We start from the raw sequence: 23,709 nt of genomic DNA, 5'->3' as shown, positions 1-23,709 counted from the left end.
ATCACCGTATGCAGCCGCTGACCCTGTACGTGCTCGACCTGTCCCGCCCGGCCGGTGCCGACCCCGACGCCGCCATCATCCGGCGTCAGGTCGGCGACGCCGTGCTGCGCACCGACGACCTGGGCGTGACGCGTGGTGATGGCATCTTCGAAACCATCCTGGTGCATCAGGGCGTGGCGCAGGCGATGGACGCGCATCTGGACAGGTTCGCCCGATCGGCGGCCATGATGGATCTACCGGCGCCCGAGCGGGCGCTGTGGCGGCGGGCGGTGGAGGTCGCGGCCGCCGAGATGGCCCCGCTCGCCCCGTTCGCCGCGGTCAAGTTTGTGATGACCAGAGGCGTCGAAACAGAGGATATACCAACCGGTTTCGCATACGGGTTTGTACCCGACGATCCGGCGGGGGCACGCCTGGACGGCATCGACGTGGTGCTGCTCGATCGCGGCTACCGGCACGATGTCACCGAAACCTCGCCATGGCTGTTGCAGGGCGCCAAGACACTCGCCTACGCCGTCAACAAGGCGGCACTGCGCGAGGCGGCGCGGCGCGGCGCGCACGATGTGATCTTCGTCAGTTCCGACGGCTATGTCCTCGAAGGACCCAACTCCACGTTGATCGCGCGCATCGACGGCGTCTACATCACCATTCCGGTGGCGCTGGGGGTGCTGCCCGGCACCACGCAAGGCGATCTGTTCGCCGCTCTCGAACTCGCGGGCGCGCCGACGCGGGTGTCCGAACTCTTTCCGGCCGACCTGACCACCGCCGACGCGCTGTGGTTGTGTTCGTCGACGCGGGGTGCGGCGCCGATCCGGAGCGTGGACGGCGCACCTGTCACCGTCGACCGTGAGGTGACCGCCATGATGAACGACGCCCTCGGCGCCCGAACGACGTGAGGTTCACCGGCGGCCATCACCGCCGGGATCATGATCAGGTCACATAACCACAAGGGGGAATATGCGTTTCGGAATCACGGCATTGTCCACATTGGCCGTCGTTCTGGCGGTGACCGCGCCCGGAGCGGCTGCGGCACCGTCCGCGGACTCCGGATATCGCGCGCACTCGCAACCGCATGCGAACGGAACGATCACCACCGAGAGGTACACCGGGACCGCGGGTTCGCGCGAGTTCCAGGTGTACCGGCCACGGGCGCACCGGCCGGGGCAACCACTCATGATCTGGCTGCACGGCGCGAGCAAGGTGCGCAACGGCGATCCCCGGGAGTTGCGCCGCACGAGCACCCTGCTCACCGAGGCCGATCGGCGCGGATACTCGGTGGTCGCGGCGATGCAGTCGCTGTCGGTCGATCCCTCCGGCACCTGGCGGGTGTTCGATCCGGCCAATCTGATCCGTGGTCAGGGCGAGACCTCGATCATCGCCGGCATCGTCCGGCGATCGGTGCGCGAACTGAGAGCGGATCCGTCGCGCGTGTACGTGGTCGGGCATTCCGCCGGCGGCGCGATGACGCAGAACGTTGTCGCGCTCTACCCGGAATTGTTCGCCGGGGCCGCCACAAGCGCGAGTGTCCCGTTCGCGGCCGATCCGACGGGCGCGTTGACCCGCGCCACCCGTCAGGGGAAACCGATCCCCATGTTCGTCGTCCAGGCCGACAAGGACAGCCTCGTACCGCTGTTCGTGAGTACGCTGAGCATCGGTGCCGCCTTGAACGTCAACGGGATTCGCGGTGCGCACCCGGCGGTCTCACGGCTGAGGGCCACATCGTCGGACAGGTATCCGACCGTGCTCGAGCGGTACGGGGCCGGTCGCCGCGAGGTGGTGTCCGCGACGGTGATCGGTGCCGACCATCCGACAGGTCCGGGCGGTGTCACGGTGAACGGCCCGGCCCTCGACCGGAAGGTCATCACGTTCCTGCTCTCGCACCGCCGGTGATCGGCGGTCGCGGCAGGAGTCAGTACACGTCTCGGTTGCGATCGTCGAGATAGCAGAACTGGCCGCGGGCGCGTTTGATGTCGGTGCGGGTGATGGAGGCGGTCACCAGATCCGGGTCGCCGCCCTTCTCGGCGACGGACACGCCGGTGGGCCCGAGAATAGTGCTCAGGCCGCCATAGGTCATATCGCCTTCGACGCCCACACCGTTCGCGTAGGCGAGGAAGACCTGGTTTTCCAGCGCACGGGCCGGGAGCAGCACCCGCTGCACATCGTTGAACTCGGCCATGTTGGCGGTGGGCACGCAGACGATATCGGCGCCGCGGACGGCGAGCGAACGCACCATCTCCGGGAACTCGACCTCGTAACAGATGAGCAGACCGACATGCCATCCGCCGAACTCGATGACCGGCGCCGGCTCGGTGCCCGCGGTGAACATCGCCCGGTCGAGGTCGCCGAACAGGTGCGTCTTGTGGTGGCTGCCCACATGGGCGCCGGTCGCGTCGACGAGCCGCGCGGCGTTGTACACCGATCCGTCATCGGCGATCTCCGCGCATCCGTAGACGACGGCGATCCCGTGCTTGGCGCACATATGCGAGACGGCGTCGGCGACCGACCCGTCGACCGGCGGAACCGTCATGTCCCGCAGCGCCGGATCGGCACGCAGCCGTACGGCATCGGCTCCGACGTTGTATCCACCGATGAACATCTCCGGGGTGACCAGCAGATCGACGGTCCCGGCGACCTCGGCCAGTTTGGCCTCCAGGCGCTCGAGGTTCTCGGCGACCGTGTAATCTACGCGCAGCGACTCGACCGGCGGCATCGGCTCGCACTGCCACAGGGCCAGGCGCAACGTCTCGGGCAAGGCAATCAGTCTCCGATATCTATTGGTCCGAGCCGAGAGTACACGTCACCCGGCCCCGGGTTATCCGGCGGCGTCCGACCACTGAAATGTGAAAGAACTCCCCACACGGCATTCAAACCGGTCTGTACAGCCCCCTCCACCCACGCAGGCATGAATGATACATCATCACCGGCAAGAAATATCCCCCGCTCGGCGTCCGGGAATTTCCCCTGATCGTGGAAATGACCATACATTCGGGTATTGTAGCGGTAGTGGCCCGGCAGCGCACCTTTGAATGCGCCCAGGAAGTGCGGCTCATCTTCCCAGGACACGGTCAATGGCCTTCCCACAATGTGACTTTCAATGTCAACGTCGGGGTAGATCTTTCGCAACGCGGACAAAGCCAATTCAACGCGCCGTCCCACCGGATGCGGAAGCACTTTCAGGGCATCGGACATCCAGCTGTACGTGAGACAGATCACGGCGGGCCGATCGGGTCCGTTGTCAAACAAATATGTGCCGCGTGTGAGCCGGTCCGTCAACGTCGTACTCATCAGATCGCGCCCGGTGTCCGGATCTACGTCTTTCCAAAAGGGCCGATCCACCATGACGAATGTTTTCGACGACTGCATGTAGCGCGTTCGGTCCAGCGCCATCCACATGTCCTGGCTGAACAATGATTCGTCGCAGTCGATCTCCGTCGAGAGCAGCCACGCCTGACAGGTCGCCACCACCGCCGGAAACACATGCGCATCGCCCCACCGGTCGGTGACCTCGATCCGGTCGGGCCCGAGCCGGCGGATCCTGGCGACCCCGGCCCTGGGCACTCCCCGGTGCAGCGACGACAGAGTTGTCCCGGCCGGCCAGTGCGCAATGGTCTCCGGCGCGTGCGCCCACAGTCCGCGCGGCACCTGCTCACAGCCGCCGTCGATCAGGAACTGGTCGCTGTCACAGCCCGTGACCACCACCCGCAAGATCTCCAGCATCGAGTTGGCGAAATCCGAATCCCAGCCACCGGTGCCGAATCCGACCTGACCGAACAATTCCCGATGCCGGTACGTAAGCGACCCGAACTCGTCGGAGGTGGCCAGGAAATCGTAGAAGCTACGGTCGTCCCACTCCCGGACCAGCTTGTTCCAGCGCTTCTTCAACGCCACCGCGTCGCGGCGAACAATCGCATCCTGAAGGTCGCCGAATCCGGCAACCCGTTCCAGTGCCGCGTCCCAGGCCCGCGAGATCACCCGGTAGATCTCGGGCAGATCGTCGATGGTGCGGGCATAGAGCGTCTGGCCGCCGATGTCGATGACGGTGGATCCCGACGCTGGGGTCAGCGGATTGGGAAAGGGACGGTAGCCCAGACCGAACATGTCGACGTAGTGGAAGAATGCCCGCGACGAAATCGGGAAACGCATACCACCGAGTTCGGCGACCTCCGGCTCACCGGGGGTGAACGGTTCGGACCGAAGCCGCCCACCGATCCGTTCGGCCTCGTACACGACCGGTTTCAGGCCGAGCTTCATCAGTTCGTAGGCCGCGACCATCCCCGCCATGCCCGCCCCGACAATCGCGACCTCCGAGCCGAGCGCTTCATCGGGCACCGTGCCCAGGCCTGCCGGATGGCGCAGCCAGTCGTCGTAGGCGAACGGGAAATCCGGTCCGAAGATCGTGACGGGTGCATCGGCGGCCATACGGCGACGCTACCGCCGGCCCGACGTCCCCGCTCTTCTTCACCGGCCCGCGGGTACCTGCCACTTCGGCGCAATCGTGGGCGCCATGACCGGTGAGTTCGTACTCTCGAGAGCACCGGCGTCGATGAAGGGCGGTCGCCATGTCAGCATCCGGTTTCCCTGCCGAGGGGTTCGCGGCGCCGCAGCGGCGACGGCTGGTCACCGAGATTCCGGGACCGCGCTCGCGGGAACTTGCCGCCCGCAGGGCCGCCGCCCTGCCCGCAGGGCTCACGAGCAGCGCGGGCATCTACGCGGCCGCGGCGGGTGGCGGAGTGATCGTCGATGTCGACGGCAACTGCATGATCGACCTCGGCAGCGGCATCGCGGTCACCACGGTCGGCAACTCCGCTCCCCACGTCGTCGCCCGGGCAGCCGATCAACTCGAGGCGTTCACGCACACCTGTTTCCTGGCCACCCCGTATGAGCTGTACATCGAGGTCGCCGAAACCCTCAACCGACTCACCCCCGGTGATCACGAGAAGCGGACCGCCCTGTTCAACACCGGCAGTGAGGCCGTCGAGAACGCGGTCAAGTACGCGCGCGCCGCCACCTGTCGCCCCGCCGTGATCGTGTTCGACCACGCCTTCCACGGCCGGTCACTGCTCACGATGACGATGACCGCCAAGGACCGGCCGTACAAGCATGGTTTCGGCCCGTTCGCGCCCGAGGTGTACCGGGCGCCGATGGCCTACCCGTACCGCTGGCCGTCGGGCCCCGACAACTGCGCGGCAGAGGCGCTCGGCCGACTCGCCGATCTCATCGACGTGCAGCTCGGCGCCGACGCCATCGCGTGTGTGGTGGTCGAACCGATCCAGGGCGAGGGCGGATTCATCGTGCCCGCCGACGGTTTCCTGCGCGGCGTCGAACAGTTGTGCCGTGATCGGGGCATCCTGCTGGTGGCCGACGAGGTACAGGCCGGTATCGCCCGCACCGGCAGGTGGTTCGCGTCCGAACACGAGGGCATCGTTCCCGACCTGGTGGTCACCGCGAAAGGCCTGGCCGGTGGGCTGCCGCTGGCCGCGGTCACCGGCCGTGCCGATGTCATGGACGCCGCGCATCCCGGCGGGATCGGCGGCACCTACAGTGGCAACCCGGTGGCCTGTGCCGCCGCGCTGGGCGTCTTCGACGAGATCACCTCGAACAACCTGCTCGAACGGGCCCGCGACATCGGCGACCTCCTGACGCGTGAGCTACGCGAGATCACCGCGGGCACCGACGTGATCGGTCAGATACGCGGGCGGGGCGCGATGATCGCCGCCGAACTGGTCCTGCCCGGCACCACCGAACCCCATCGTGACGCACCGGCCCGCATCGCCCGCCACTGCCAGGACAATGGCGTGCTCGTCCTGACCGCGGGCACCTTCGGCAACGTCCTGCGTTTCCTGCCCCCGCTGTCCATCTCGGACGAGTTGCTTCGCGACGCCCTCGGTGTGCTCGCCGGCGCCTTCGCCACCCTCTGAACGCTGCGGGCGGGCGATGGCGGACCCGGTGGGTCAACAGCCGAACGAACAGCGGTGGACACCTTTGATCTTGCCGTCGAGCCTGGCGACGAGGTGCGAATCGGACCCGTTGGTGTTGACGCCGATCCACACTGAACCGCCCCGGAAAGTCCGGAGACTTTGATGTACCCCGGGTTCGCCGGGGTGATTCAAGTTGAGCCTGCGACCGGCGAGCAGGTCTCCCCATAGCCAACCCTCGCTTGAGGTTGCTGGTGGTCCCGGTTTGCGGGTTCAACAGCAACCTCAGGCGGAGCCCGGTCGGTCAGGTGGCGGTGAGGGCGGCACCGGCGGCGAGAGCGGGCAGGGCTGCGGTGACCAGGGCGACCAATTCGTCACGGGTGATGTCCTGGGTGGTGAACCAGTTGATCGCGGTTTCCTCGACGAACGCGATCCAGCCGTGGACGGCGAGGCGGACAATGGGGGTGACCTCGACGCCGAGGGCGGGGACGTGGGTGAAGATTCGTTCGGCCATGGCCGCGCGGGTGGAGTCGAACACGGCGCGCATCGCCGGGTCGGAGCTGGACGCACCGCGGATCACGGCCATGTAGGCGATGCGGTTGTCGCTGACGTAGTCGATGAACGCACCCATCGCCTTCTCCAGCATCTCGATCGGGTCGTCGAGGGTGGGGTCGGGTTCGGTGCAGGCGAGCATCTGGTCGGCCTGTGCCTGGGCGAGGGCTACCACGAAGTCCTGTTTGGAGTCGAAGTAGTGGAACAGCAGGGCCCGCGAGACACCGGCGGCGTCGGCGATCGCGTCGATGGACACCTCTTCGATCGGACACTCGCGCGTCATGGTCAGGCCGAGTTCGATGAGCTGCTCACGCCGGGCCTTCGGGCTCATCCGGGTGCGGCGCGGCTTGGCCGACGATGCGGCCGGCCTGTCGGCTGTGCTGGTCACGAACTCTCTTCCTCCACATCACCCTCGTCCCCGGCCACGACCGGCCCGGAGGGCCGACCATGTCACCGGTCCACACGGCGCGCATGTCACCGGAACGGAGGCCTTTCGGCACTTCGCCTTCCCTGGTGAAGCGTACTCAATTGACGTCGGCGACCTCACCACCGTAGCCCGTTACTGACCAATACTCAATAAGGTATTGACGGAAGGTCAATAGCGCCCTAGTGTGGGCCACATGACAACGAACGATGTTCAGGTCGCCATCATCGGCGCAGGCTTTTCCGGACTCGGCGCAGCCATCAAACTGAAACAGAATGGCTTCGACGACTTCGTCCTCCTCGACCGCGGACAGAACTTCGGCGGCACCTGGCGCGACAACACCTACCCCGGTGCGGCCTGCGACGTGCCCTCACAGCTGTACTCCTACTCCTTCGAGCTCAATCCCAACTGGACCCGCTCCTACGGCCACCAGCCCGAGATCCACCGGTACATCAACGACGTCGCCGACAAGCATGGCATCGGCGCCAAGACCCGCTGGAGCTCGGAGGTCACCCGCGCGCAGTGGGACGAGGACCAGAGCCGTTGGCTCATCGATGTGACCCGCGACGGCAAGAACGAACAGATCCGCGCCCAGTTCGTCGTCGGCGGCGTCGGCCCCCTCTGCGAGCCCAACCTGCCCGACATCGACGGCATCGACAGCTTCGGCGGCAAGATCGTGCACTCGGCCCGCTGGGACAACGACTACGACTTCACCGGCAAGCGGGTCGCGGTCATCGGCACCGGCGCCTCCGCCATCCAGCTCGTACCCCAACTGGCCACGATCGCCGCCCGCCTCGACGTGTACCAGCGCACCGCGCCCTGGATCGTGCCGCGCACCGAACGCGCCTACCACCCGGTCGAGAACTGGGCGTTCAAGCACGTGCCGGGCGTCCAGAAGCTGATGCGTGCCACCGTATACGGCCTCAACGAGATCACCGCGTTCGGCCTCACCTACTCCCCCAAAGCCCTCAAGCCGGTGGAACTGGTGTGCCGCACCAACATCTCCAAAGCCATCAAGGACCCCGAACTGAAGGCCAAGGTGACCCCGACGTTCGCGATCGGCTGCAAACGAATCCTGCGCTCCAACGACTGGTACCCCGCACTGGCCCGGACCAACGTCGACCTGGTCACCGACGGGATCAGCAAGATCACCGGCAGCGGAGTGGTCAGCAGCGACGGCACCGAACGTGAGGTGGACGTGATCGTGGTCGCCACCGGCTTCCACGTCACCGACTCGCCCGTGTTCGACGCCATCGTCGGTGCCGACGGCCGCAGCCTGGCCGACGTGTGGGCCGAGATCGGCATGCAGGGCTACAAGGGCACCTTCATCCACGGCTTCCCCAACCTGGCGCTGATGATCGGGCCGTCGACGGGCCTGGGCCACACCTCGATGGTGTACATGATCGAATCGCAGCTGAACTACCTCGTCAGCTTCCTCAAACAGGTACGCGAGCAGGGCATCAGCCGCGTCGATGTGAAAGCCGACGCCCAGACCGAGTACAACGAGGGCATCCAGCACAACCTGCGCAACAGCGTGTGGGTCAACGGTGGCTGCGCCTCCTGGTACAAGGACAACAAGGGCAACATCACCACCCTGTGGCCGGGATTCACCTTCAACTTCCGGCGCATCACCAAGGAATTCGACATCGCCGCCTACGATGTCGAACGTCGCAAGGCGGCCGTTCCGGCGTGACGGCGGCCGGTCCTTCGATGGTTGGGGTGTGTCGGCTCGCCGGGTTTCGAGGCTCATCGCCTAGCGGCTCTTCAAAGCTCAACCAGCTGGAGGCCACCAGGTTTCGAGGCTCATCACACCTCAACCAGCTGGAGGCCACCAGGTTTCGAGGCTCATCACACCTCAACCAGCTGGAGGCCATCGGGTTTGAAGGCTCATCCGACAGATCGTCCAGGGGCTCAGCGCGGCTCTGACCAGATACACAATTTCAGGAGCACATCATGAAGAACTTCCGTGACAAGGTAGTCGTGGTCACCGGCGCGGGTTCGGGCATCGGCCGCGAACTGGCCGTCACACTCGCCCACAAGGGCGCCAAGGTCGCCATCTCCGATGTCGATGCCGCGGGTCTGGCCACCACCGAGCGCCTGGTCCGCGAGGCCGGTGCCGAGGTGCACACCCAAACACTGAATGTGGCCGAACGGCAATCGGTTCTGGACTACGCCGATACCGTCGCCGCCCACTTCGGCAGCGTCAACGCGGTATTCAACAATGCCGGCATCGCCCACCACGGCGAGGTCGAGCACACCGAGTTCAAGGACATCGAGCGCGTCGTCGACGTCGACTTCTGGGGAGTCGTCAACGGCACCAAGGCTTTCCTTCCCCATGTGATCGCATCCGGCGACGGCGCCATCGTCAACGTCTCGTCGTTGTTCGGCCTGCTGTCCGAGCCGGGGCAGGCCGCCTACAACGCGGCCAAGTTCGCGGTGCGCGGATTCACCGAGGCGCTGAACCAGGAGATGATCGTCGCCAAGCATCCGGTGAAGGTGACATGCGTGCACCCCGGCGGCATCAAGACCGCCATCGCCCGCAACTCCACCACCTCCGGAGATCACGACCAGAAGGCCACGGCCGAATTCTTCGACAAGCACCTGGCCCGCACCTCGCCGACCAAGGCGGCCGAGGTGATCCTCGACGGCGTCCGCAAGGGCAAGGCGCGCGTGCTCATCGGTGCCGACGCCAAGGTGCTCGATCTGTGGGTGCGGGTGGTCGCTTCGAAGTATCAGGGTGTGTCCGCACGGATCACCGCACTTGCACTCAGCAAGGTGTAGCGGCGGTCACAGACCGTGTTCGGTGAGCCACGCGGCCGCGAGGTCTCCTGGCTCACCGCCCTGTGCGGCCCGGTCGGCCAGCGCCTCCAGGTCGGCGGTGGTCAACTCGCCCGCCACCTTGTTGACGGTCTTCATGTCCTTGCGCGAGAGTGCCGCCGACCGATACACCGGTACCAGGACCTGCGCTCGCGGCGCCGGCTCACCGGTTACCACCAGCGTCGGATCACCCACCGACACCCCTTGTGGCAGCGAATGGTTCAATTCGACGAAAACGTCCTCGGCGGTCATCGAGGTGGCCTGCGGTGCGAGTGAGGTGAGCAGCGTTCCGGTGAACGCGCCGAACAGATCCACCTCGGCGGCCGACATCTTCTCCAGCAACCGCGCGTCGTCACCGATCGTCACCGTCTCCGATACATCGGCGCCGCCCCGACGCAACGCCCCCGTGTAGATGTTCGCCACCACCCGCATCATCGGGGTGTCCGTGGCCCCCACCACCAGCCGGTGGTGCGGCGCCCGGCCGGGATCGTCGCAGGCCGTCACCATCGACGCCACCACGACGATCAGACACAACACCGTCCACACTCTCCTGCTCACCGGACCCACCGTATCGTCTCGCCCGCTGTCAGCGAGTCGGGAGCGCCCGGACGCATCGGCCACTACGATCGTCACCGTGCCCTCGATGCCACATCTGCGAGCGGGCCTGTCCCGCTCGCGACTACCGCTGCCTCCGATCCCCGTACCGGTGGCGCGGGCCGTCGTCGACTGCGCGGTGTACGTCGACGGCACACGCACACCCGGATACATCTCGTACACCGACGCTCTCCATCAGGTCCGGGAAACGGGCACCGGCTTCGTCTGGCTGGGACTGCACGAACCCGACGCCACCCAGATGCAGAACGTGGGCGAACTGTTCGGCCTGCACGAACTGGTCATCGAAGATGCCATACACGCCCACCAGCGGCCCAAACTGGAGGTCTACGACGACGTCCGGTTCCTGGTCCTGCGCACCGTCAAGTACGTCGAACACGAATCGATCGACCACGCCAGCGAGGTGGTGGAGACCGGCGAGATCATGATCTTCACCGGCCCCGACTTCGTGGTCACCGTTCGCCACGGCGACCACACCCACCTGTCCGGAGTCCGGCGCCGCCTCGAGAAGCGCCCCGAGCTGCTCCGGCTCGGACCGATGGCGGTGCTGCACGCCATCGCCGACCGCGTCGTCGACTCCTATCTGGCGGTCGCCGAAAAGATGGACACCGACGTCGAGGCCATCGAGAACGCGGTGTTCGAGCCGTCGGCGCGCCGGGTCCGGATCGAACCGGTCTACATGCTCAAACGAGAAGTCCTCGAACTACGCCGGGCGGTGTCGCCGCTGTCGATGCCGCTGGCCACCCTCACCGTGCCCGACCGGCCGGGCGTGCCCACCGAGATCCGGCGCTACCTCGGCGATGTCGCCGACCACCTCGCGATGGTGATCGAGCAGATCGCCGAATACGACCTGGTCCTGTCGTCACTGCTCGACGCCGCCACCGCGAAGATCGGCATCCAGCAGAACACCGACATGCGCAAGATCTCGGCATGGGTCGCGATCGGCGCGGTGCCCACGATGATCGCGGGCATCTTCGGGATGAACTTCGAACACATGCCCGGCACCGGTCACACATGGGCGTTCGTCACGCTGCTGGTCGTCCTGACCGTGATCTGTGTGGGGCTGTTCGCGGTGTTCCGTCACCACCGCTGGCTATAGGCGCACAACAGGCGCATTGTCGCCTCGCCTGGTTCCAGGGCTCATCGCCCGGCGGCCCTTCGCACCCCTACCGGCGACGGCGAACTACAGGGTGGCCGCCGAACGCGTCACCGACGCCACATCGATCCCGGCCTCGGTCCACGCCTCGCGCAGCGCATCGACCCCTTTGAGCCGCACCCATGCCGCCTCGTTGGCGGTGATCGGGATGGCGCGCAGCAATGCCACCGGGTCCATCGGCTCGGGCAGGCCCACCTCACCGAGCGCATCGGGCTCCAGGATCAGCGCGGTGCACGCCGACCCGTCCCACAACGGTTCACCCAGATCGATCAACGCGTCGGCGGCCAGGATCAGCCCCTCCACCGCAGGCGCCGCGGCGATCGTCGCGAGCCGTTTGTGCAGCCCGGGCAGGGCGTGCCCGGCGTGCATCCGCACCACGATCTCCGCGCGCGGACCGCGCACCGGGTCCGGATTGAAGTCGGCCGGATCGCTCATCGGGTGCCGGGCGCACCCACAGGTGGCGTAGACCAGCCCAGAATCGGTCTGAAATCGCAGCACGTCGATCGGTTCGACGCCCAGAAAGGTCACCGACGCCTTCTGCGGCCGCACCCCCAGCCGGTCGGTCAGAAAGGCGGTCACGGCGCCACTCACTGAAGTGCTCACCCGTCCACCGTATCGGCCACTACGCTGAACTGGTGGTACGCGTGCTGGCGGTGGCCGACGAGGTGGTCGATTCCCTCACCTACGGGGTGGGTATCGAGGGCAAACCCGACCTCATCCTCGGCGCCGGCGACCTGCCGTTCGAGTATCTGGAGATCCTGTCGACGCTCTGCGACGCCCCGTGTGTGTTCGTGCCCGGCAACCACGACCCCGACCTGCACGGCTACCGGCGCGGCCGGACCGGGTGGACCCGCGGCGGCCTGCCCACACCGGACCCCGGCCCGGCGGGGGCCATCAACGCCGACGGCCGCACCGTGCGTGTGGCGGGACTGACCATCGCCGGTCTCGGCGGCTGCCGCCGCTACAACGGCGGACCGAATCAGTACACCGAGCGCACCCAGCGACGACGCGCGGCCCGACTGCGCGCCCACTCGTGCCTGCGTCGCCGCGACATCGACATCCTGCTCACCCATAGCCCGGCCCGCGGCGTGGGTGACGGCGACGACCCGCCGCACCGGGGTTTCCGCTGCTATCACCGGCTGGTGGGCGGGCTCGATCCGGTGTTGCTGGTGCACGGGCACATTCATCCGTTCGGCCTCCACCCCGACGACCACCGGATCGGCGCCCGCACCACGTCGATGAATGTGGTGGGCTACTGCCAGTTCACGATCGACCCCACGATCGGTGCCGTCGCGGTGGGACGGAGACGTCATGGCGCGTGACACCGGATTTCCGGCCGCCGACGCCGAGAACGACTTCAGCCGGCTGCGCCGACAGGCCGAACTGTCACGCCTGGTGCAGTGGATGCGCCGCCAGCCCGCCGACGTCAACGAGATCCTGCCATTCGACGAGGTGGTCGCCGCACTCGGCCGCACCGGCGAGGTGCGCCTCGGTCTGCGGCAGGTCGAGGTCCGCACCATCATCGGAAGTGTAGATCGCACAAAGGATTTCGACCGATACTTCCGGCCGACGTCGTCACATGTGCGGGCGCGCTGGGAACGGCTGGCGACGGCGCAACGGCGCGGTGAGTCGATGCCGCCGGTCGAGCTGTACCGGATCGGCACCATGCATTTCGTCATCGACGGCCACCATCGGGTGTCCATCGCGATCGCCCGGCGCCAACCGATCATCGACGCCTACGTCACCGAGATCCACACCCGCATCGCCCCCGATGGCATCAACGTGTCGTCGGATCTGCTGCTCAAGGACCATCGACGGCTCTTCCTGACCCGAGTGCCGCTGTCCCAGGCGCAGGCCGACGCGGTGCGCCTGACCGACCCGTGGGGCTACGCGCAACTCGCGGAAGCGGTGGAGGCGTGGGGGTTTCGGCTCTCGCAGGAGGTCGGCGAGTTCCTGTCGCGGCCCGAGATGGCGCGGCGCTGGTTCGGCGAGGAATTTCTGCCGGTGGTGCGGATGGCGCGCCGTGCCGACATCCGCGCCGATCTCACCGGCGACGCCGAACTGTACCTATGGCTGGCCGGTGAACGGTACCGACTGTTCCGCAAACACATCTGGGACAAGGCGGTGTTCGAGCAGTTGTCCGATGCCGCACGCCGCCACCGGCGGTGACATGCCGGCGGCGGGTGCTGCGGTGTCGTTGCCGCAGAAGACAATCGGCCGCACGGGTTCGGCTACAGGCGAAGGTTGGCTCCCGATGACTGGTCGAACACCGCCACCTTGCGGGTGTCGAAGAACAGTTCGGTACGCGATCCGCGGGTGGCCTGCGATTCGGGTGAGAGCCGGGCCACGAACTGTCCGGCACCCACCGACGCGGCATCGGCGTGGACGGAGCCGCCGTGATCGAGATCGAAGTAGGCGTACTTGTCCGACCCCATCGACTCCAGCACTCCGATGTCGGCGGTGAAAGTGCCTCCGGCCTCCCTGGTCTGCGGGTCGATGAGCGCCGCGTCCTCCAGATTCTCCGGCCGGATGCCGATCAACACCTCCCCGCCACCCTTGGCGTTGGCGACGATCCGGCTGTGATCGGGCAGCGTGATGCGGCCCACCGAGGTGTCGATGGCCTCGCCCGCGAGTGTGCCCGGAATGAAGTTCATCGCGGGCGAACCGATGAAGCCGGCCACGAACAGGTTGACCGGATTGTTGTACAATTCCTGTGGCGATCCGATCTGCTGCACATAGCCGCCGCGCAGCACCACCACCCGGTCGCCCAGGGTCATCGCCTCGGTCTGATCGTGGGTCACATAGACGGTCGTGGTACCCAGTCTGCGTTGCAGCTGCGAGATCTCGGTGCGCATCTGCACACGCAGCTTGGCATCGAGATTGGACAGCGGCTCGTCCATCAAGAACGCCTTGGGCGAGCGCACGATCGCCCGGCCCATCGCCACCCGCTGACGCTGACCACCGGACAGGTTGGCGGGTTTGCGATCCAGATACGACGTCAGATCGAGAATCCGCGCGGCCTCCTCCACCTTCTGCGTGATGGTTGCCTTGTCGAGTTTGGCCAGGGTGAGCGGGAACGCGATGTTCTCGCGCACCGACATGTGCGGATACAAAGCGTAACTCTGGAACACCATGGCGATGTCGCGGTCCTTGGGTGCGCGTTCGTTGACGCGCTCACCACCGATGCGCAGCTCACCCGAGGTGATGTCCTCCAGCCCGGCGATCATGTTGAGTGTGGTGGACTTACCACAGCCCGACGGACCGACGAGAATGATGAACTCGCCGTCGGCGATGTCGATGCTCACCTCATGCACGGCCGTCGAGCCGTCCGGGTACTTCTTGGACACTCTGTCGAGAACGATGTCGGCCATGGAGTTATCCCTTCACCGCGCCGGAGGTGAGTCCGGCGACGATACGACGTTGGAAGAAGAGCACGAAGATGATGATCGGGATGGTGATGACGACGGCCGCGGCCGCGATCGATCCCGTCGGTTCCTCGAACTGGGAGGAGCCGGTGAAGTTGGCGATGGCCACCGGCGCCGTGATGGCCCGGTTGGTCGAGGTCAGCGACAGGGCCAGCAGCAGATCGTTCCAGGCGAAGATGAACACCAGGATCGCCGCGGTGACCACACCCGGCGCCGCCAGCGGCGCGATCACCTTGGTGAACGCCTGAAACGGGGTGGCGCCGTCCATCTTTGCCGCCTTCTCCAGCTCCCACGGGATCTCCCGGAAGAACGAGGACAGGGTGTAGATCGCCAGCGGCAGCGCGAACGTGATGTACGGCAGGATCAGGCCCGGCCAGGTGTCGAACAATCCGATCGCGCGCTCGATGTTGAACATCGGCGTCACCAGGGACACCTGCGGGAACATCGCGATCAGCAGCGCCGCACCGATGAGCAGCTTCTTGCCCGGAAAGTCGAGCCGGGCCACCGCGTAGGCGGCCATTGTGCCCAGCAGCACCGCGATGAACGTGGTGATCAGGCCGATGCCGATCGAGTTGCGCAGCGCCGCGGTGAAGTCACCCGCGTCGAAGATGTCCTTGTAGTTGTCGAAAGTCCATTCCTTGGGTATGAAACTGCCGTCCTTGACGGTGCCCGGCGGTTTGAACGACAACGATACGATCCACAGCAGCGGGATAATCGCGTAGAGCACCACCAGCAGGTTGGCGACGCTCCACCACGCCTTCTTCGATCCGGTGTTGTTCATGCCCTACCGCCCCTCGTTGTCAGAGCCGGGTGCCGCCGTGCCGAAGCCCTTGACGAACACGAATGCGATGATCGCGACGCATAGGAAGATCAGGATGCTGATCGCCGATCCCACACCGAGATTGAATGCCTTGAACAGGTTGTCGTAGCCCAGCATCGACACCGAATAGGTGTTGTTGGAGCCTTTGGTGAGCACGTAGATGTTGTCGAACACCCGGAACGCGTCGAGGGTGCGGAACAGCAGGGCGGTGAGGATGGCCGGCTTCATCAACGGGATGATGATGCGCACCAACCTCGTCCACGCACCGGCGCCGTCGACCTGAGCCGCCTTGAGCAGGTCGTCGGGAACCAGCGCCAATCCGGCCAACAACAGCAGCGCCATGAACGGGGTGGTCTTCCACACCTCGGCGAGGATGATGATGAACAACGACGGCCACTGCTGGGTGAGCGGTGCGCTGCCGTCGGGCAACAGGTTGGCCAGATAGCCGGTGCCCGGGGTCCACGCATAGTACCAGGAGAATGCCGCGGCCACGGTGACGATCCCGTACGGGATGAGCACCACGGTGCGGATCACGCCCTTGCCGAAGATGGTGCGGTGCATCACCAGCGCTATGGCCATACCGAGCACCAGCTCGATGACCACCGAGACGACCGTGATGAACATCGTCACACCGAACGCCGTCCACCAGTACCCGTCCGAGAGCACGGTGGAGTAGTTGCTGAACCAGACGAAGCTGCGCTCACCCGGCGCCGACAGGCTTTCCTTGTTCAGCGACAACCAGAACGCGTAGATGATCGGATACCCGGTGACCAGCGCCATCAGCAGTGCCGACGGGGCGACGAGCCAGAACGCGAGCCGGCGCTCGGCCGACTTGCCGTCGCTGACCTTACGCCCCTTGCCCCCGTCGGCCATGGACTCGGGCCGGGTGACCGTCGCGACGGCGGCCGCCGCGGTGGGCGCGGCGACCGGAGCCGACGTACGATCGGGCCCGGCACCGGCCGTCTCGGGCCGACCGCGCGCGGCGCCGGGCATCTGCTCGGGCGGTATCCACTTGCCGGCCGCGCCCGAGGCGGTGCGCCTGGGTACCTCGGGATGGGTCCAGCCCTGCGGCGGTTCGTCGCCGCCGAGGGAGTGACGGCCCGCGCCGTTTCCGTCCGTCATCATGGGATCAGACCTTTCCCGTCGATCGCCTTCTGCACCTGATCGGCCAGTTTGTCGACCATCGATTCGGGGTCCCAACCGCCCACCGGCGACAACGTCGCGGTAACCAGCGTGGAAATCGATTGGTACACAGGAGATGCCGGTCGGGTTGCGGCACGCCCCGCCGACAGCTGCTCACCGATGATGTCGCCCATCGGGTACGCGGCCCGAAAATCCTGGTCGTCGTACAGTGACTTGAGTACCGGCGGGTTGCCGCCGTTGATGGCATAGATCTTCTGCGAGGCCGGGGTTGTGAGGCATTCTGCCGCCTCGAACGCCAGACCCGCCTGTTCGGAGGTGCTCGCCACCCCGATGTTGACCCCGCCGATGGTGCTCTTGGCCGGCACACCTTCGGCGACACCGGGATACGGCGCGAAGTTGAACCTGGTGCGCACCAGGTCGTTGACCTCTCTCAGCTCACTGTCGGATGGTGATCCGCTCACCAGGTCGGCGAACGCGGTCATCTCCTTGAAGAACGGCACATCGCCGGCCGCCGCGTTCGAACGCATCGAGGCGAACACGAACGGCCAGTTGATCGCGAAGGCTGCCTTGCCGCTTTCCATGCCGAGTCTGGCCGCGGTCTCGTCGGAGTTGGTGATCGAGGGATCGTGGCCGGGGGCGGTCGCCACCGATTTGAGAATCTGCAGGGTCTTGAGCGTGGCCGCCCGATGCTCGGGTGTGTCGTTGAGGGTCTGCCTGGACGCGTCGTCGGGGTCGACGACCGAACCGCCGGCACTGACGAGCACCGAGTTGAACCAGACCATCAGGCCCTCATACTGCGCACCCTGCGCCATGATCCAGCTCGGTCCGCCCGCCTCCCGGATCTTCTCGGTGTCGGCGAGCATCTTGTCCCAGGTGGTGGGTGCCACGGTGGTGCCCAGATATTTTTGCATCACATCGGGCCGATACCAGAGCAGCTGGGTGTTGCTCCAGGCCGGGACCGCGTACAGCCGCTTCTCGAGATCGTCGTCGGTTTTCCACATCGCGCTGGCGAGCGGGCCGACCAGCGTGGTCTGCTGCACCTTGGCCGACAATTCGTCGGGCACCGGTTCGACCCAGCCGGCGTTCGCGAACTCCGCGGTCCACACCACGTCCAGACCCATCAGGTCGACACCGCTGTCGTTGCCGGCCAGCCGCCGGGCCAACTGCAGCCGCTGATCGTCGGCGGCCTTGGGCAGGACGTGGACCTTGACCGTGTACTTTCCCGCAGCGTCCTTGTTACAGGCGGCACTGGCGGTGCGCGCGATCTCGGCCGAGTCCGCGTTGGTGTAGAAGTTGATCGTGCCGGCCGTGTGTCCCGAACCGCAGGCCGCCAGCGGCATTCCCACAGCCGCGGCTGCTGCGACCGCGACCGCTTTGCGTCGGATGGTCACATGAGCTCCTCACGCCGAATGTTCCGATTCATCAACGTAACAGAGGAAACTGTGATGCACGGCACGTTTGGCGCGGCCGTGCCAGCGAACGGACAACTCCGGCGGATAGAACACCGGTCCCGCCGACGACCGACGGGCACGACCTCAGATCGTCAGTCGGGCCAGCATATCCCGTGCCTTCTCGGCGCTGCGCGGATCGCACAGCACGTCGTAGCGGCCGGCCACCAACTGCATCGTCGAGGCGAAATCGCGCTGCCCCTTGGTCGCCGCGTACGGGATCGTCGTGGAGATCACCCCGAAGATCACGCCGCCGACGAGGCCGAAGACGATGGGCACCAACGGGTTGTCCACCACGATCGAGACGAGCAGACCGAAGAACAGACCCAGCCAGGCCCCCGAAACGATCCCGCCACCGATCACCTTGCCCCAGGTGAGGCGGCCGATCACCTTTTCCACCTGCATCAGGTCCACACCGACGATGGTCACGTCCTGGACCGCGAACTCCTGGTCGGACAGATAGTCGACCGCCCGCTGGGCCTCCGCATAGGTGCCGTAGGAACCGATGGGCCAGCCCTTGGGCGGTGTCGGCAGCGCGGCGCCGGGCTTGGGCGGTTGGATCGGGTTGGACATGTCGTCTCCACTCCTGTTGTCAGCGGCCTTTACCCTTAGCGCATGGCATCGGTGAGCAAGGTCTACATCGCCAGATTAGTCGGGCTCGCGGTCCTCGGCCCCGACGGCGAGTCGATAGGCCGTATACGCGATGTCGTGGTGGCCCTGCGGCTGTCCGGACAGCGCCCCCGGGCACTCGGCCTGGCGGTCGAATTGCCCACCAGGCGAAGAATTTTCGTACCCATGCTGCGAGTCACCGCCATCGAACCGCAAGCGGTCACCCTGGCCACCGGATCGGTGAACCTGCGGCAGATGCAACTGCGTCCCGGCGAGGCCCTGGCCATGGGACAGATCGTCGACACCCGCGTGCGCGTGCACGATCCCGAACTCGCGGGCCTGGCCGACCAGGATCTGACGGTGATCGACCTGGCGATCGAACGCACCCGCACCCGCGACTGGGTGATCTCCCGGGTGGCCGTCCGGACCGACCGGAAAGGTTTGCGCCGCGGCGACATTCACGTGGTGGAATGGGGAAATGTGGTGGGCTTGACCCAGCACGCACTCCAGCTTCCCGGACAGAACCTGGCCCAGGAGCTGTCCCAGTTCGAGGGCATGCGGCCCGCCGACGTGGCCAACGCGCTGCGTGACCTGCCGCCCCGCCGGCGCGACCGCATCGCCGCCGCCCTCGACGACGGACGCCTGGCCGACGTGCTGCAGGAGTTGCCCCCCGACGATCAGACCGCCATCCTCGACCACGTCGGCATCGACCGCGCCGTCGACGTGCTGGAGGCGATGGACCCCGACGACGCCGCCGACCTGCTCGGCGAGCTGCCCACCACCGAGGCGGAGGCCTTTCTGGCCCGGATGGACCCGGAGGAGTCCGAGCCGGTGCGTCGGCTGCTGACCCACTCCCCGGACACCGCGGGCGGTCTGATGACCAGCGAACCGGTGATCGTCACGGCCTCCACGACCGTCGCCGAGGCACTGGCCCGTATCCGCAACCCCGAGCTCAACCCGGCCGCCGCAAGCCTGGTGTTCGTGGTGCGGCCACCGACCGCGACGCCGACCGGGAAGTATCTGGGGTGCGTGCACTTCCAGGCCCTGCTGCGCGAGCCGCCCGCGAGCCTGATCGGCGGTATCCTCGACGCCGATCTCAGCCCACTCGGCCCGGAGGACTCCCTGGAAACCGTCACGCGCTACTTCGCGACCTACAACCTGGTCTGCGGGCCCGTCGTCGACGACGAGAACCACCTGCTCGGCGCGGTCAGCGTCGATGACCTCCTCGACGAACTGCTGCCCCGCGACTGGCGGGAAACCGACCCGCACCCCGACGCACCCGACCCGGCCGTCGGCTTCCGGACCCCGACCACCGGAACCACCACCGGAACCGCAGACGGAGCAGCACGGTGAGCGCCGAACGTCCCGGCCGCAGACTCGACACCCCGCAGGAACGCTGGCGCCCCACGTTCAACCTCGACTCCGACATCGTCGGCGTGTACAGCGAGCGGGTCGCCCGGTTCCTGGGCACCGGGCGCTACCTGGCGATTCAGACGGTTGTCGTGATCGTGTGGATCGCGCTGAACCTGATCGCGGTATCGATCCGGTGGGATCCATACCCGTTCATCCTGCTCAACCTCGCGTTCTCGACCCAGGCCGCCTATGCGGCGCCGCTGATCCTGTTGGCACAGAACCGCCAGGAGAACCGGGACCGGGTGTCGCTGGAGGAGGACCGGACCCGGGCCGAGCAGACCAAGTCCGACACCGAGTTCCTGGCGCGCGAACTAGCCGCCGTCCGGCTGGCCGTCGGCGACACCGTCACCCGCGACTACCTACGTAAAGAACTCGACGACCTGATCGACGAACTCACCGACCGGCTGCGAGAGCGGACCGAGGAGACCGACCCGCTCGACGAGCCCAAGACCGACGATCACGATCCGACGGTCGACTGAGCGATCCGTCGGCCCCGGACCGTCCCCACGCTCCCACTGGCCGGCGATCGTCGCCAGAATTCATTCGATCGGGCGACCGGCCGGGTGTCATCCCAGGTGGCACGCGGTGCGACCGCCTCATCAGGAGGCCGTTCGCCATGCACGTGGGCAAAGAGTTATCGGGTTCCTGTATTCGGAATCCGCGACCTTCTGTATCGTGGGTCACGTTCACCATCCGAAGCAGCCGGGGCCGGTGAACGTGGATGCGCTCGGGGCGGGCCGGATCCGGCCGAGGCGATGAGCGCGGCAAATCAGTCGTGTGGTGTACGGAGTTGGGGCGTGGAACAGGCTTGGAGCGCGAAACCTACAGGGCGCCGTCGGGATAGTCGCCGATGATTTCGAACTTCACGAAATCATGCGGACCTACCGGCCGACGTCGCTCCCGCCGAGTTCTCGGCGTGGGTACCGGAACAGTCCTGGTCGGAGCGATGGTGCTCGGCGCGGCCTCATCGAGTGCGCACAGCACCGCGCTCGACGTCGAACCCGTCCGACCGGTGGTCGAGACGCCGGCCTACGAGCTCTCGGCCGACCCGGTCACCGCGCTGGCCGGCTTCTCCCCACCCGCCATCAGCAGCATCGTCACCACCACGGGCGCGGGTGTGGCCCCGCAGTTCCGCACCACCGTCGACCTGCCGTCCGGGCCGCTCGGCATCCCGGGTGTCGTCCTCAAGGCGTACCAGCTCGCCGCCACCCGGGTCGGATCCGAATCCCCGCAGTGCAAACTGCCGTGGTTCCTGCTCGCCGGTATCGGCCATATCGAGTCGAACCACGCCGGAAACGGTTCCGTCGACGCCTACGGCACCACCATCAATCCCATCGCCGGACCCGTCCTGGACGGCACTCTGGCCGGCAACGAGGTGATCCGGGACACCGACGGCGGCCGGATCGACGGTGACGCCACCCACGACCGGGCCATGGGACCGATGCAGTTCATCCCGAGCACCTGGTCCGCCTGGGGCAGCGATGCCAACGGCGACGGCAAAGCCGACCCCAACAACGTCTTCGACGCCACTTACTCCGCCGGACGCTACCTCTGCGCCGGTATCACCGACATCATGTCCGAACGCAACAAGGTCGCCGCGGTCCTGCGGTACAACCACTCGATGGAGTACGTGGCCAACGTGCTGAGCTGGGCCACCGCCTACTCGACCGGCGTCCTGCCGACCAACCCGATCCCTGAACCACAACGTCCGACGTCCTCCACTTCGAAGAAGAAGCCCGGGCGATCATCGACCGACAAGTCCACGTCGGAAAGCCGCGAACCCGATGATCCCTCGACCACCACCAGCACGACCAGCACGACCACCCCGACCCAGCAGTGCGTGGTTCGCGGGGTGTGCCTGCCGCCCGGGATCACCATCCCCGGTCTCCCGGTTCCCGGTCAGCGCACCACGCCGTCGGTGACCCCCAAAACCATCACCCCCGCACCCAAGCAGGGCACCACCAAACAGAGTGGAACGGTCGGCACCACCAAGCAGGGCACCACCAAACAGAGTGGAACGGTCGGCACCAGCGGATCGCCCAAGAGCGACGCAGCGCGCACCAGGCCCGCTCCCACGACGACCGGCACCCGAACCCCCACCACCACGATCACCGTCGTACCGCGCTGACCTCGCGGTCCCGGCCGCACGGCCGAGGTGCCCGGCCCCATGGCCTAGTCTGGTAGACGATGAGTACCGGAGTTGTCCCCACCGAGTCGTCCGTCCGTTCGGCGCTCAGCAAGGTCGCAGATCCCGAACTGGGCAAACCCATCACCGACATCGGGATGGTCAAATCAGTGGTGATCGCCGACGACCTGAGCGTCGACGTCGGCATCTACCTGACCACGTCCAGTTGCCCGATGCGCACGGAGATCGCCAGCCGTGTCGAGAAGGCCGTCGCCGACGTGCCCGGCGTCGGCCAGGTGCGGGTCGAACTCGACGTGATGGACGACGAGCAGCGCACGGCGCTGCGCAAGAAGCTCCGGGGCGACAAGGACGAACCGGTCATCCCGTTCGCCCAGCCCGGATCGCTGACCCGCGTGTACGCCGTCGCCTCCGGCAAGGGCGGCGTCGGCAAATCGTCGATCACCGTCAACCTGGCCACGGCGCTGGCCGACCGCGGCCTGTCCGTCGGCGTGCTCGACGCAGACATCTACGGACACTCCGTCCCTCGGATGCTCGGCAGCGACGCCAAACCCACCCAGGTCGAGCGGATGATCGTGCCCCCGATCAGCCATAACGTGAAGTTCATCTCCATCGGCCAGTTCACCGACGGCAACACCCCCGTCACCTGGCGCGGCCCGATGCTCCACCGCGCCCTGCAGCAGTTCCTGGCCGACGTGTACTGGGGCGACCTGGACGTGTTGCTGCTCGATCTACCGCCCGGCACGGGTGATGTGGCCATCTCCATCGCCCAGCTGATCCCGGGCGCCGAGATCCTCGTCATCACCACCCCGCAGCAGGCCGCGGCCGAGGTCGCCGAACGGGCGGGCGCGATCGCCCTGCAGACACGCCAGAAGATCCTCGGCGTCGTCGAGAACATGTCGTGGATGGAGCTGCCCGACGGCACCCGGATGGAACCGTTCGGCTCCGGCGGCGGCCAGAAGGTCGCCGACCGGCTGACCCGCGCCGTGGGCGCACCCGTCAAGCTACTCGGCCAGATTCCACTCGAACCGCTGCTGCGCGAAGGCGGTGACGCCGGGACACCCGTCGTGCTCGAGCACCCCGAATCCGCATCCGGGTCGGCGTTGCGCGCCGTCGCCGAGCAACTGGCCGTCCGTCGCCGTGGTCTGGCCGGTATGAGTCTGGGCATCGACACCACCCGGCACACCGAACCCACCAACCTCCTCTGACGGCACACGCCCGCCGGCGCCGTCAGG

General features: G+C 66.7%; 22 protein-coding genes. 12 read left to right on the top strand and 10 right to left on the bottom strand.

What is annotated here, in order from left to right:
- Positions 1-8: 8 nt before the first annotated feature.
- Together GII31_RS07840 and GII31_RS07835 are read left to right on the top strand one after the other, a co-directional pair.
- A complete protein-coding gene (locus GII31_RS07840) occupies positions 9-893 on the top strand; it encodes an aminotransferase class IV (RefSeq protein WP_213248342.1) in 885 nt (294 codons plus the stop codon).
- A gap of 61 nt (positions 894-954) precedes the next feature.
- Positions 955-1,887, top strand: coding sequence for an alpha/beta hydrolase family esterase (locus GII31_RS07835; RefSeq protein WP_213248340.1), 933 nt, complete (start codon positions 955-957; stop codon positions 1,885-1,887).
- A gap of 19 nt (positions 1,888-1,906) precedes the next feature.
- Here GII31_RS07835 and GII31_RS07830 read toward each other — a convergent pair whose 3' ends face one another.
- Together GII31_RS07830 and GII31_RS07825 are read right to left on the bottom strand one after the other, a co-directional pair.
- Positions 1,907-2,749, bottom strand: a complete 843-nt coding sequence (locus tag GII31_RS07830; protein WP_213248338.1) for a carbon-nitrogen hydrolase family protein — start codon at positions 2,747-2,749, stop codon at positions 1,907-1,909.
- A gap of 5 nt (positions 2,750-2,754) precedes the next feature.
- Positions 2,755-4,416, bottom strand: coding sequence for a flavin monoamine oxidase family protein (locus GII31_RS07825; RefSeq protein ID WP_213248336.1), 1,662 nt, complete (start codon positions 4,414-4,416; stop codon positions 2,755-2,757).
- A gap of 140 nt (positions 4,417-4,556) precedes the next feature.
- On the opposite strand from GII31_RS07825, the gene gabT reads away from it, so the two are divergent.
- Positions 4,557-5,915 carry a 4-aminobutyrate--2-oxoglutarate transaminase gene (gene gabT / locus GII31_RS07820; RefSeq protein ID WP_213248334.1) on the top strand — a complete coding sequence of 453 codons (1,359 nt, stop codon included), beginning with the start codon at positions 4,557-4,559 and terminating at the stop codon, positions 5,913-5,915.
- A gap of 301 nt (positions 5,916-6,216) precedes the next feature.
- On the opposite strand, the gene GII31_RS07815 is transcribed toward gabT, so the two are convergent.
- The gene (locus tag GII31_RS07815; protein ID WP_213250017.1) at positions 6,217-6,795 is read right to left on the bottom strand and encodes a TetR/AcrR family transcriptional regulator; all 579 of its coding nucleotides are present in this window, start codon (positions 6,793-6,795) and stop codon (positions 6,217-6,219) included.
- A gap of 289 nt (positions 6,796-7,084) precedes the next feature.
- Here GII31_RS07815 and GII31_RS07810 point away from each other — a divergent pair, with 289 nt between their 5' ends.
- Positions 7,085-8,581 carry a flavin-containing monooxygenase gene (locus GII31_RS07810; RefSeq protein WP_213248332.1) on the top strand — a complete coding sequence of 499 codons (1,497 nt, stop codon included), beginning with the start codon at positions 7,085-7,087 and terminating at the stop codon, positions 8,579-8,581.
- Positions 8,582-8,841: 260 nt separating this feature from the next.
- Entirely contained in the window at positions 8,842-9,669 is an 828-nt protein-coding gene (locus tag GII31_RS07805; protein WP_213248330.1) for an SDR family NAD(P)-dependent oxidoreductase, read from the top strand.
- A 6-nt stretch (positions 9,670-9,675) separates the two neighbouring features.
- Here the strand turns inward: GII31_RS07805 and GII31_RS07800 are convergent, their stop codons facing one another.
- Complete coding sequence (locus tag GII31_RS07800) at positions 9,676-10,263, bottom strand: type 2 periplasmic-binding domain-containing protein (protein ID WP_322973060.1); 588 nt, start codon at positions 10,261-10,263, stop codon at positions 9,676-9,678.
- Positions 10,264-10,348: 85 nt separating this feature from the next.
- On the opposite strand from GII31_RS07800, the gene GII31_RS07795 reads away from it, so the two are divergent.
- Positions 10,349-11,416 carry a magnesium and cobalt transport protein CorA gene (locus tag GII31_RS07795; RefSeq protein WP_213248328.1) on the top strand — a complete coding sequence of 356 codons (1,068 nt, stop codon included), beginning with the start codon at positions 10,349-10,351 and terminating at the stop codon, positions 11,414-11,416.
- Between the two features lie 84 nt (positions 11,417-11,500).
- Here GII31_RS07795 and GII31_RS07790 read toward each other — a convergent pair whose 3' ends face one another.
- The gene (locus tag GII31_RS07790; RefSeq protein ID WP_213248326.1) at positions 11,501-12,076 is read right to left on the bottom strand and encodes a suppressor of fused domain protein; all 576 of its coding nucleotides are present in this window, start codon (positions 12,074-12,076) and stop codon (positions 11,501-11,503) included.
- Between the two features lie 32 nt (positions 12,077-12,108).
- Here GII31_RS07790 and GII31_RS07785 point away from each other — a divergent pair, with 32 nt between their 5' ends.
- Complete coding sequence (locus GII31_RS07785) at positions 12,109-12,795, top strand: metallophosphoesterase family protein (protein ID WP_213248324.1); 687 nt, start codon at positions 12,109-12,111, stop codon at positions 12,793-12,795.
- Positions 12,785-13,642, top strand: coding sequence for a chromosome partitioning protein ParB (locus GII31_RS07780; protein WP_213248322.1), 858 nt, complete (start codon positions 12,785-12,787; stop codon positions 13,640-13,642). The genes GII31_RS07785 and GII31_RS07780 overlap by 11 nt, the downstream gene beginning before the upstream one ends.
- Positions 13,643-13,704: 62 nt before the next feature.
- On the opposite strand, the gene GII31_RS07775 is transcribed toward GII31_RS07780, so the two are convergent.
- The 5 genes from GII31_RS07775 to GII31_RS07755 all read right to left on the bottom strand — a co-directional run bounded on the left by GII31_RS07775 (position 13,705) and on the right by GII31_RS07755 (position 18,882).
- Positions 13,705-14,844: an ABC transporter ATP-binding protein gene (locus tag GII31_RS07775; RefSeq protein WP_213248320.1), complete on the bottom strand. Its 1,140-nt coding sequence runs from the start codon at positions 14,842-14,844 to the stop codon at positions 13,705-13,707.
- Positions 14,845-14,848: 4 nt separating this feature from the next.
- Positions 14,849-15,679 carry a carbohydrate ABC transporter permease gene (locus GII31_RS07770; protein ID WP_213248319.1) on the bottom strand — a complete coding sequence of 277 codons (831 nt, stop codon included), beginning with the start codon at positions 15,677-15,679 and terminating at the stop codon, positions 14,849-14,851.
- A gap of 3 nt (positions 15,680-15,682) precedes the next feature.
- Positions 15,683-16,843: a carbohydrate ABC transporter permease gene (locus GII31_RS07765; RefSeq protein WP_287383768.1), complete on the bottom strand. Its 1,161-nt coding sequence runs from the start codon at positions 16,841-16,843 to the stop codon at positions 15,683-15,685.
- Positions 16,840-18,252 carry an extracellular solute-binding protein gene (locus tag GII31_RS07760; RefSeq protein ID WP_260840373.1) on the bottom strand — a complete coding sequence of 471 codons (1,413 nt, stop codon included), beginning with the start codon at positions 18,250-18,252 and terminating at the stop codon, positions 16,840-16,842. The genes GII31_RS07765 and GII31_RS07760 overlap by 4 nt, the downstream gene beginning before the upstream one ends.
- A 144-nt stretch (positions 18,253-18,396) precedes the next feature.
- Positions 18,397-18,882: a general stress protein gene (locus GII31_RS07755; RefSeq protein ID WP_213248317.1), complete on the bottom strand. Its 486-nt coding sequence runs from the start codon at positions 18,880-18,882 to the stop codon at positions 18,397-18,399.
- 42 nt (positions 18,883-18,924) lie between these two features.
- On the opposite strand from GII31_RS07755, the gene GII31_RS07750 reads away from it, so the two are divergent.
- The 4 genes from GII31_RS07750 (at position 18,925) to GII31_RS07735 (ending at position 23,682) form a co-directional block, all read left to right on the top strand.
- Positions 18,925-20,271 carry a magnesium transporter MgtE N-terminal domain-containing protein gene (locus GII31_RS07750; protein WP_246222159.1) on the top strand — a complete coding sequence of 449 codons (1,347 nt, stop codon included), beginning with the start codon at positions 18,925-18,927 and terminating at the stop codon, positions 20,269-20,271.
- On the top strand, positions 20,268-20,810 hold the full coding sequence (locus tag GII31_RS07745) for a DUF1003 domain-containing protein (RefSeq protein ID WP_213248315.1): 543 nt from the start codon (positions 20,268-20,270) through the stop codon (positions 20,808-20,810). Before GII31_RS07750 ends, GII31_RS07745 begins: the two co-directional genes overlap by 4 nt.
- Positions 20,811-21,181: 371 nt before the next feature.
- Positions 21,182-22,459 (top strand): lytic transglycosylase domain-containing protein, encoded by a 1,278-nt coding sequence (locus GII31_RS07740; RefSeq protein WP_260840372.1) that lies wholly within the window; start codon positions 21,182-21,184, stop codon positions 22,457-22,459.
- Between the two features lie 59 nt (positions 22,460-22,518).
- Positions 22,519-23,682, top strand: coding sequence for an Mrp/NBP35 family ATP-binding protein (locus tag GII31_RS07735; RefSeq protein WP_213248311.1), 1,164 nt, complete (start codon positions 22,519-22,521; stop codon positions 23,680-23,682).
- Positions 23,683-23,709 lie beyond the last annotated feature (27 nt).

The sequence above is a fragment of the Gordonia pseudamarae genome, from assembly GCF_025273675.1.
Taxonomy (GTDB): domain Bacteria; phylum Actinomycetota; class Actinomycetes; order Mycobacteriales; family Mycobacteriaceae; genus Gordonia; species Gordonia pseudamarae.
This window is presented reverse-complemented; position numbering and strand designations above follow the sequence as displayed.